6 protein-coding genes and 2 pseudogenes are annotated in these 6950 nt (G+C 71.4%); 5 read left to right on the forward strand and 3 right to left on the reverse strand.

The annotated features are described in order from the left end of the window. The 5 genes and pseudogenes from GXW74_RS27525 to GXW74_RS27545 all read left to right on the forward strand — a co-directional run. Positions 1-331 (forward strand): annotated as a pseudogene (locus GXW74_RS27525) (P-type conjugative transfer protein TrbL); the annotation flags it as partial. Next, entirely contained in the window at positions 331-1014 is a 684-nt protein-coding gene (trbF, locus tag GXW74_RS27530; RefSeq protein WP_211850108.1) for a conjugal transfer protein TrbF, read from the forward strand. The pseudogene GXW74_RS27525 and the gene trbF, both read left to right, overlap by 1 nt. Beyond that, positions 1011-1970, forward strand: a complete 960-nt coding sequence (trbG, locus tag GXW74_RS27535) for a P-type conjugative transfer protein TrbG (protein ID WP_211850109.1) — start codon at positions 1011-1013, stop codon at positions 1968-1970. The genes trbF and trbG overlap by 4 nt, the downstream gene beginning before the upstream one ends. Beyond that, positions 1967-3127: a TrbI/VirB10 family protein gene (locus GXW74_RS27540; RefSeq protein WP_211850110.1), complete on the forward strand. Its 1161-nt coding sequence runs from the start codon at positions 1967-1969 to the stop codon at positions 3125-3127. The genes trbG and GXW74_RS27540 overlap by 4 nt, the downstream gene beginning before the upstream one ends. A 3-nt stretch (positions 3128-3130) precedes the next feature. Further along, positions 3131-3388, forward strand: a complete 258-nt coding sequence (locus tag GXW74_RS27545; protein ID WP_211850112.1) for a DUF2274 domain-containing protein — start codon at positions 3131-3133, stop codon at positions 3386-3388. Here the strand turns inward: GXW74_RS27545 and GXW74_RS27550 are convergent. From GXW74_RS27550 to GXW74_RS27560, 3 genes and pseudogenes are all read right to left on the reverse strand, one after another. Further along, the gene (locus GXW74_RS27550; RefSeq protein ID WP_211850113.1) at positions 3367-4248 is read right to left on the reverse strand and encodes a LysR family transcriptional regulator; all 882 of its coding nucleotides are present in this window, start codon (positions 4246-4248) and stop codon (positions 3367-3369) included. The two genes, GXW74_RS27545 and GXW74_RS27550, sit on opposite strands and share 22 nt — an antisense overlap. A 324-nt stretch (positions 4249-4572) precedes the next feature. Next, positions 4573-5049, reverse strand: coding sequence for a Cu(I)-responsive transcriptional regulator (gene cueR / locus GXW74_RS27555; RefSeq protein ID WP_211850115.1), 477 nt, complete (start codon positions 5047-5049; stop codon positions 4573-4575). Next, positions 5049-6854: pseudogene (locus GXW74_RS27560) on the reverse strand (copper-translocating P-type ATPase); the annotation flags it as partial. The pseudogene GXW74_RS27560 and the gene cueR, both read right to left, overlap by 1 nt. Positions 6855-6950: the final 96 nt, after the last annotated feature.

Genomic DNA, 6950 nt, shown 5'->3' on the forward strand with positions numbered 1-6950 from the left:
CGGCTCGGCCTACGCGCTGGGCGCCAGCCGCACCGCCTACTGCAGCGGGGGTGCCTCCGGCGTAGCGATGGCCGCGGCCTCCGCCGCCATCAGCCCGCTGCGCAGCGCGGCGGGCAGCCTCCGCGCGAGCCACGCCGCGGGCAGCGCCGCCGTCGCTGGCGGCGCATCGCCGCCCACGGACCCGCCGCCAGCCTCCGGCGCCCCCGCCTGGGCCCGACGCATGCGGCGCGGCCAGGCGCTGAGCCACGGCGTCACCACCCTCGGACACGCCATCCGCTCCGGTGATGGCGGCGGCGCGGGCTCCTCCATCCGCCTCTCGGAGGATCGTTGATGTTTCGCCGTCCTTCTGTCCGCTACGGCCGCACGCCCGAGCCCGAGACGCCCTATCAGCGCGCAGCCCAGGCCTGGGACGAGCGCATCGGCTCCGCTCGCGTCCAGGCGCGCAACTGGCGGCTCATGGCGCTCGGCGAACTCGCCCTGATCGCCGGGCTCGCCGCGGCGCTGGTCTGGCAGTCCGCCCGCGGCACCGTCGTGCCCTGGGTCGTGCAGGTGGACCGGCTCGGTGAGGCGCAGGCCGTCGCCCCGGCCATCGCCAATTTCCGTCCGACCGACCCGCAGATCGCCTGGCACCTCGCGCGCTTCATCGAGCAGGTGCGCGGCATCGCCGCCGACCCGATCATCGTCCGGCAGAACTGGCTGCGCGCCTATGACTTCGCGACCGATCGCGGCGCGCTGGCGCTGAACGACTTCGCGCGCGCAAGCGATCCCTTCGGCCGCGTCGGCCGCCAGCAGGTCGCCGTCGAGGTCTCCAGCGTCATCCGCGCGTCGGACGACAGCTTCCGCGTCGCCTGGATCGAACGGACCTACGAGAACGGCCAGCTTGCGCGGACCGAACGCTGGACCGCGATCCTGACCATCGTCGTCCAGCCGGCGCGCGATGCCGAGCGGCTGCGAAAGAACCCCCTCGGCATCTTCGTCCACGCCATCAACTGGTCGCGGGAGCTCGGGCAATGAGGCACGCAACCCCCACCCTGGCGCTCGTCCTGCTCGGCCTCGGCGCCTGCGCCTTCCGCCCGCCCGAGATCAGCTACGACGACGAGCCGATCCAGGCGACGCAGATCCCGGAGCCGCCGCGGCCTGTCGAGATCGTCGAGGTGCCGACGCCGCTGCCCCTGCTGGGCCAGCTTCAGCGCATCCCGCCCTCGCGCCGCACGCCCGAGCCGCCCGATCCCACGGTGCGCGTCAACCAGGCCAACGCCGCCGCGCGCGTGCAGCCGGTCCGCGCGGGCTTCATCAACGCGGTGCAGGTCTACCCCTTCACACCAGGCGCGCTCTATCAGGTCTACACGGCGCCCGGGCAGGTCACCGCCATCATGCTGCAGGAGGGCGAGACGCTGGTCGGCAACGGCCCCGTCGCCGCCGGCGATACGGTGCGCTGGATCATCGGCGACACCGAGAGCGGCACCGGCCCCACGCGCCGGGTGCACATCATCGTCAAGCCGACGCGGCCCGACCTCACCACCAACCTCATCATCAACACAGACCGGCGCACCTACCTGCTGGAGCTGCGCTCGACCGAGTACACCTACATGGCCTCGGTCTCCTGGCAGTACCCGCAGGACGCGCTGATCGCGCTGCGTCGGCAGAACGCGGCGGCACCCATCGAGCAGGGGCTCGACCTCGCGCGCCTGCGCTTCCGCTACGAGATCGAGGGCGACAGTCCCGCCTGGCGACCGCTGCGCGCCTTCGACGACGGGCGGCAGGTCTTCATCGAGTTCCCGCGCGGCATCGGCCAGGGCGAGATGCCGCCGCTCTTCGTCATCGGGCCGGAGGGCGAGGGGCAGCTCGTCAACTACCGCGTCCGGCAGAATTTTGTGATCGTCGACCGGCTCTTCGCCGCGGCTGAGCTGCGTCTCGGCGACCGGCAGCAGCGCGTGCGCATCGTGCGCACCGATGGCCGGGCGCGATGAGCGGGGCGACGCCGGAACGGGGCGGGAGCGAGCGCGACATCGCCGCGGCGCTGCGGCTGCGCCCCGATCCGCCGCGCGTGGTGCGGCTCTCCCGCCGGGTGCTGATCGGCCTCGGCGTCGCGGCCGGGCTCGGCATCGGGGCGGCGCTGATCGTGGCCCTCCAGGGCCGCAGCGGCGGCGAGGGGCCGCGCGAGCTCTACAGCACCGACCGGAACCCGCAGGCCGACGGCCTGGCCGGCCTGCCGCGCGACTATGCTGGCATCCCGCAGCTGGGGCCGCCGCTGCCGGGCGATCTCGGGCGTCCAATCCTGCGCGCGCAGGAGCGTGGACAGCCGGTCGTGCCGCCGGCGGCGCCCACGGCCGCCGATCCGGCCGAACAGCGGCGGCTGCAGGAGAACGAGGCGGCGCGCACCAGCCGGCTCTTCGTGCAGGTCGAAGCACGCGGCGAGCCACGCGGTGCTGCGCCCGCCGGACCGCTGGCAGCGGATCCCGGCGCCGTGGCGATCGGTCCCGACGCCACCGACCGGCGGCTCGCCTTCCTGGGTGGGCCTGCCGATCGCCGCACGACCTCGCCGGATCGGCTCCAGGCGCCGGCCAGCCCCTTCGTCATCCAGGCCGGCAGCGTCATCCCCGCAGCGCTGCTCACCGGCCTCCGCTCCGACCTGCCAGGGCAGATCACCGCCCAGGTCACAGCGAACGTCTTCGACAGCCCGACGGGGCGGCATCTGCTTATCCCCCAGGGCGCGCGTCTGATCGGCGCCTACGACAGCCGCATCAGCTTCGGGCAGCGCCGCATCCTGCTGGCCTGGAACCGGCTGATCCTGCCCAACGGCCGCTCCATCGTGCTGGAGCGCATGCCGGGCGCCGACGAGGCGGGCTATGCCGGGCTCGAGGACGGCGTGGACTACCACTGGGGGCGGCTCTTCCTGGCCGCTGGGTTGGCGACGCTGCTGAACCTCGGCCTCGAACTCGGCCGTGACGACGAGAGCGACATCGCCCGCGCCATCCGCGAAAGCGGCCAGGACACCGTCGGCCGCGCCGGCGAGGAAATCGTCCGCCGGCAGCTCTCCGTCCCGCCGACGCTGACGGTGCGCCCCGGCTTTCCGGTGCGCGTGATCGTCCACCGAGACCTCGTGCTCGAGCCCTACGGAGGCTGACCCATGCCGAAGCTGAAGCTCGGCCCGATCCTCGACGACCGTCCGGTGAAGCTCACCGTGGAACTGCCGGCGGATCTCCACCGCGACTTGGTCGCCTACGCGGACGCGCTCTCGCGCGAGACGGGGCAGCAGGTCGAGCCCACGAAGCTGGTCGCGCCGATGCTGGCGCGGTTCCTCGCGAGCGACCGGGGGTTCCGGTCGGCACGCCGGCCCACGCCTCGATCGCGCGGGCCGCAGCCTCAGCCGCCGCGCGATCCCTGAGTGGCACGCAACTGCGCGAGGAACCGTCGTAGGGCGGGGTTGTCACGCTTGGGGTCCCAGTACGCGGCAGCCTCAACCATCGTCGGCCCCGTCTCGTCGCCGACGGGCCGGAACACGACGCCGGGATAGGACGCGCCTGACGCGGATTCAGCGAGCACGGCGACGCCAAACCCCGCGCCGACCAAATTGAACATGCCCTCCCGACTGACATCATGCGCTGCGAAGCGAGCTGTCGTCCCAGGCGGCAGCAATCCTTGGACCGTGATGCGGGCCTCTGGTCCGGAACCACGTGACGTGACTATGAATGTCTCGTCCACCAAGTCCCGCCATCGAATGAAGTCGGCGTCGGCAAGGGGATGGCGTTCGGGCAAGGCCACCATGCCGGCCTCTTGCCAAAGCGCCAGGCGGTCCAACGCCGCCTCATCCATCGGCCCCAGCAGCAATGCGAGATCCACCTCGCCGCGGCGCAGGGTCAACAGGAGCTCATCGCGGCTCCCCTCGCGAAGCCAGATCTCGACGCCTTGGTTCTGCTCGACGAACCGCATCAGCGCCTCTCGGAACCGTCCGATCGAGGCCGAGAAATATGTGCCTATCACCAATCGGCCCGTCGCTGCCGATCCAGCCTCCCGCGCCCGCAATACGGCAGATTGCAGGCCGCCGAGCACGCGTGTTGCCTCAACAAGAAACTCGTCGCCGGCGGCTGTCAGCTTCACGCCCGACGGACGCCGCTCGAAGAGTGATACCCCGAGCCCGTCCTCAAGCGCCCGAATACTGCGGCTGACGGCCGAAACAGTTCTACGCGCCTCGCGAGCCGCCAAACGGATGCTCCCGGTGCGTGCTACCAGGATTGCCAATGACATTCCACGCAGGTCGATTTCGCCCCGAAGTGGTTCGCCTCGTTTCGGCCGCTGTAGCCGTCGCGGCACTTAGCCCAGCCTCCAATGCCGGCCGACCCCGATCCCGGTCGTGCGCGGGCCTTGGAGCGCGCTCCAGGCGCGCAGGACCGGCCCTCTCTTCTACGATAACGGGATCATGCCGAACTCAGTTGTCCGTGTGCAATCACAAATGAGATGAAATAACCGTGCCCGAGGTCATCGGTTCTCGGCCCGCTGCTTGCGATCCTCGGCTGCAGCGCGGGAACCCAGCCCACGATTGCAAAACCGTAAAGAGCATCGCCAGCACATTCAACCGCGCGGTACGGCGCTGATCCCGCTGTGTCGCAGTCCTCCTCGGGACCGTGAGGCGCGCGTCGCCGAGGGCGCTGCTGCCGACTCCCGTTCGGAAAGACCCTGCAGGATTGGGCACTCGGGCCGGCCATCTCCGTGGCAGGCTTTCGCGAGGTGCCGCAGAGTCTCACAGATTGCCTGCAACGCCCTGACTTTCTGTTCGATCGTCGCGAGATGGCCAAGGGCCAGACGTTTCACATCCGCACTGCTTCGCTCCCTGTCTCGCCACAAGCCAAGCAGCTCCTCGATCTCCGCCAGCGGGAAGCCAAGGTCGCGAGCATTTCGGACGAACCTCAGCGCGTGCACATCCTCGGGCAGGTAGACGCGGTAGCCGCTTTCCGTCCGGGTCGCGGCGGGCATCAGTCCTATCGCCTCGTAGTGGCGGATCATCTTCACCGAGACGCCAGAGGCCTTCGCCGCTTCGCCGATGTTCATCACACACCCTCCCGCGCGGAGGCCGCGGCGGGCTGGAACCGCCGCAGCCGGAGTGCATTCGCCAGCACGAAGACGCTGCTTAGCCCCATCGCCCCCGCCGCCAGCATGGGCGAGAGCAGCGTGCCGCCGAAGGGCCAGAATATGCCCGCGGCGACCGGGATCAGCGCAACGTTGTAGGCGAAGGCCCAGAACAGGTTCTGCCGGATGTTCGCCATGGTGGCCCGGCTGATCCCGAAGGCCGTCGCCACCGCGCCGAGATCGCCCGACATCAGCACCACGTCGGCACTCTCGATGGCGATGTCCGTGCCGGTGCCAACCGCGAGGCCGACATCCGCGGCTGCGAGCGCCGGCGCATCGTTGATGCCGTCCCCGACGAAGGCGACCTTCCGCCCGCCCTCACGCAGGCCCTGCACGGCGGCAACCTTGCCGTCCGGCAGCACCTCGGCGACCACCTCATCGATGCCGAGGCCGCGGGCGATCGCTTCCGCCGTGCGCCGGTTGTCGCCGGTCACCATGGCGATGTGCAGCCCCTGTGCCCGCAGCGCGGCGAGGGCCGCCGGCGTGCCCGGCTTGACCGGATCGGCCACCGCGAGCGCCGCGACGAGGCGCCCATCCACTGCGGCGTAGAGCGGCGTGCGGCCCTGGTCCGCGAGCGCGGCCGCCGTGGCGGCGAAGGGCGCGACGTCGAGGCTGAGCCGCGCCATGTAGCGGTCTGCGCCGACCGCGACGCGCCGCCCGTCCACCAGCGCGGTCGCGCCGTAGCCGGGCACGGCCTGGAAGGCCGTCGCCTCCGGCAGGACCAGCCCGCGCGTCCGCGCCGCGGCGACGATGGCCTGGGCGACAGGGTGCTCGGACTGGGCCTCGACCGCGGCGACCAGCGTCAGGATCGCGGCCTCATCCTCGGCCGGCACGACCGCGAGGTCGGTCAGGGTCGGGCGGCCTTCCGTGAGCGTGCCGGTCTTGTCGAGAGCGACGACCTCAACGTCCCGCAGGGACTGAAGCGCCTCGCCCTTGCGGAACAGCACGCCGAGCTCCGCCGCGCGACCGGTGCCGACCATGATCGAGGTCGGCGTCGCCAGGCCCATCGCACAGGGGCAGGCGATGATCAGCACCGCGACCGCGTTCACCAATGCGAAAGCCAGCGCCGGATCGGGGCCGAACACCAGCCACACGCCGAAGGTCAGCGCCGCGATGGCGAGCACCGCGGGGACGAACCACATCGTCACCTGGTCCACCAGCGCCTGGATCGGCAGCTTCGATCCCTGCGCCTGCTCGACCATGCGGACGATCTGCGAGAGCACCGTCTCTCCGCCCACCGCGGTGGCGCGGAAGCGGAAGGCGCCGGTGCCGTTCACCGTGCCGCCGGTCACGCGCGCGCCGGGGGTCTTCTCCACCGGCACCGGCTCGCCGGTGATCATCGCCTCGTCGACGAAGGAGGCGCCCTCGGTCACCTCGCCATCGGCGGGGATGCGCTCGCCCGGCCGCACCAGGACGATGTCGCCGGCGAGGAGTTGCGCGGCCGGGACCTCCTGCTCCTGCCCGTCGCGCAGCACGCGCGCGGTGGGCGGCTGCAGGCCCATCAGCCGCCGGATGGCCTCGGAGGTGCGGCCCTTGCTCTGTGCCTCGAGCCAGCGGCCGAGCAGGATGAGGGTGACGATCACCGCCGCCGCCTCGAAGAAGACGTGCCGCGCGCCTTCCGGCAGCAGGGCGGGGGCAAAGGTCGCGACGGTCGAGTAGGCGAAGGCCGCGCCGGTGCCGATGGCGACCAGCGAGTTCATGTCCGGTGCGCCGCGCAGCAGCGCCCGCCAGCCTGACCTGACCCCCTAGAAGGGGTCCGCCGGTAATGTAGTCCGGCGGGTGCTTTGGGAGGGTCATCGATGGCGAAGAGGAAGGCGCATACG

Source organism: Neoroseomonas eburnea (assembly GCF_018129005.1).
In the GTDB taxonomy this organism is placed as follows: domain Bacteria; phylum Pseudomonadota; class Alphaproteobacteria; order Acetobacterales; family Acetobacteraceae; genus Neoroseomonas; species Neoroseomonas eburnea.

Bases quoted from the DNA above. Each gene is read 5' to 3' on its own strand.
- trbF (WP_211850108.1), top strand. From the start codon at position 331: ATGTTTCGCCGTCCTTCTGTCCGCTACGGCCGCACGCCCGAGCCCGAG.
- trbG (WP_211850109.1), top strand. From the start codon at position 1,011: ATGAGGCACGCAACCCCCACCCTGGCGCTCGTCCTGCTCGGCCTCGGC.
- GXW74_RS27540 (WP_211850110.1), top strand. From the start codon at position 1,967: ATGAGCGGGGCGACGCCGGAACGGGGCGGGAGCGAGCGCGACATCGCC.
- GXW74_RS27545 (WP_211850112.1), top strand. From the start codon at position 3,131: ATGCCGAAGCTGAAGCTCGGCCCGATCCTCGACGACCGTCCGGTGAAG.
- GXW74_RS27550 (WP_211850113.1), bottom strand. From the start codon at position 4,248: ATGTCATTGGCAATCCTGGTAGCACGCACCGGGAGCATCCGTTTGGCG.
- cueR (WP_211850115.1), bottom strand. From the start codon at position 5,049: ATGAACATCGGCGAAGCGGCGAAGGCCTCTGGCGTCTCGGTGAAGATG.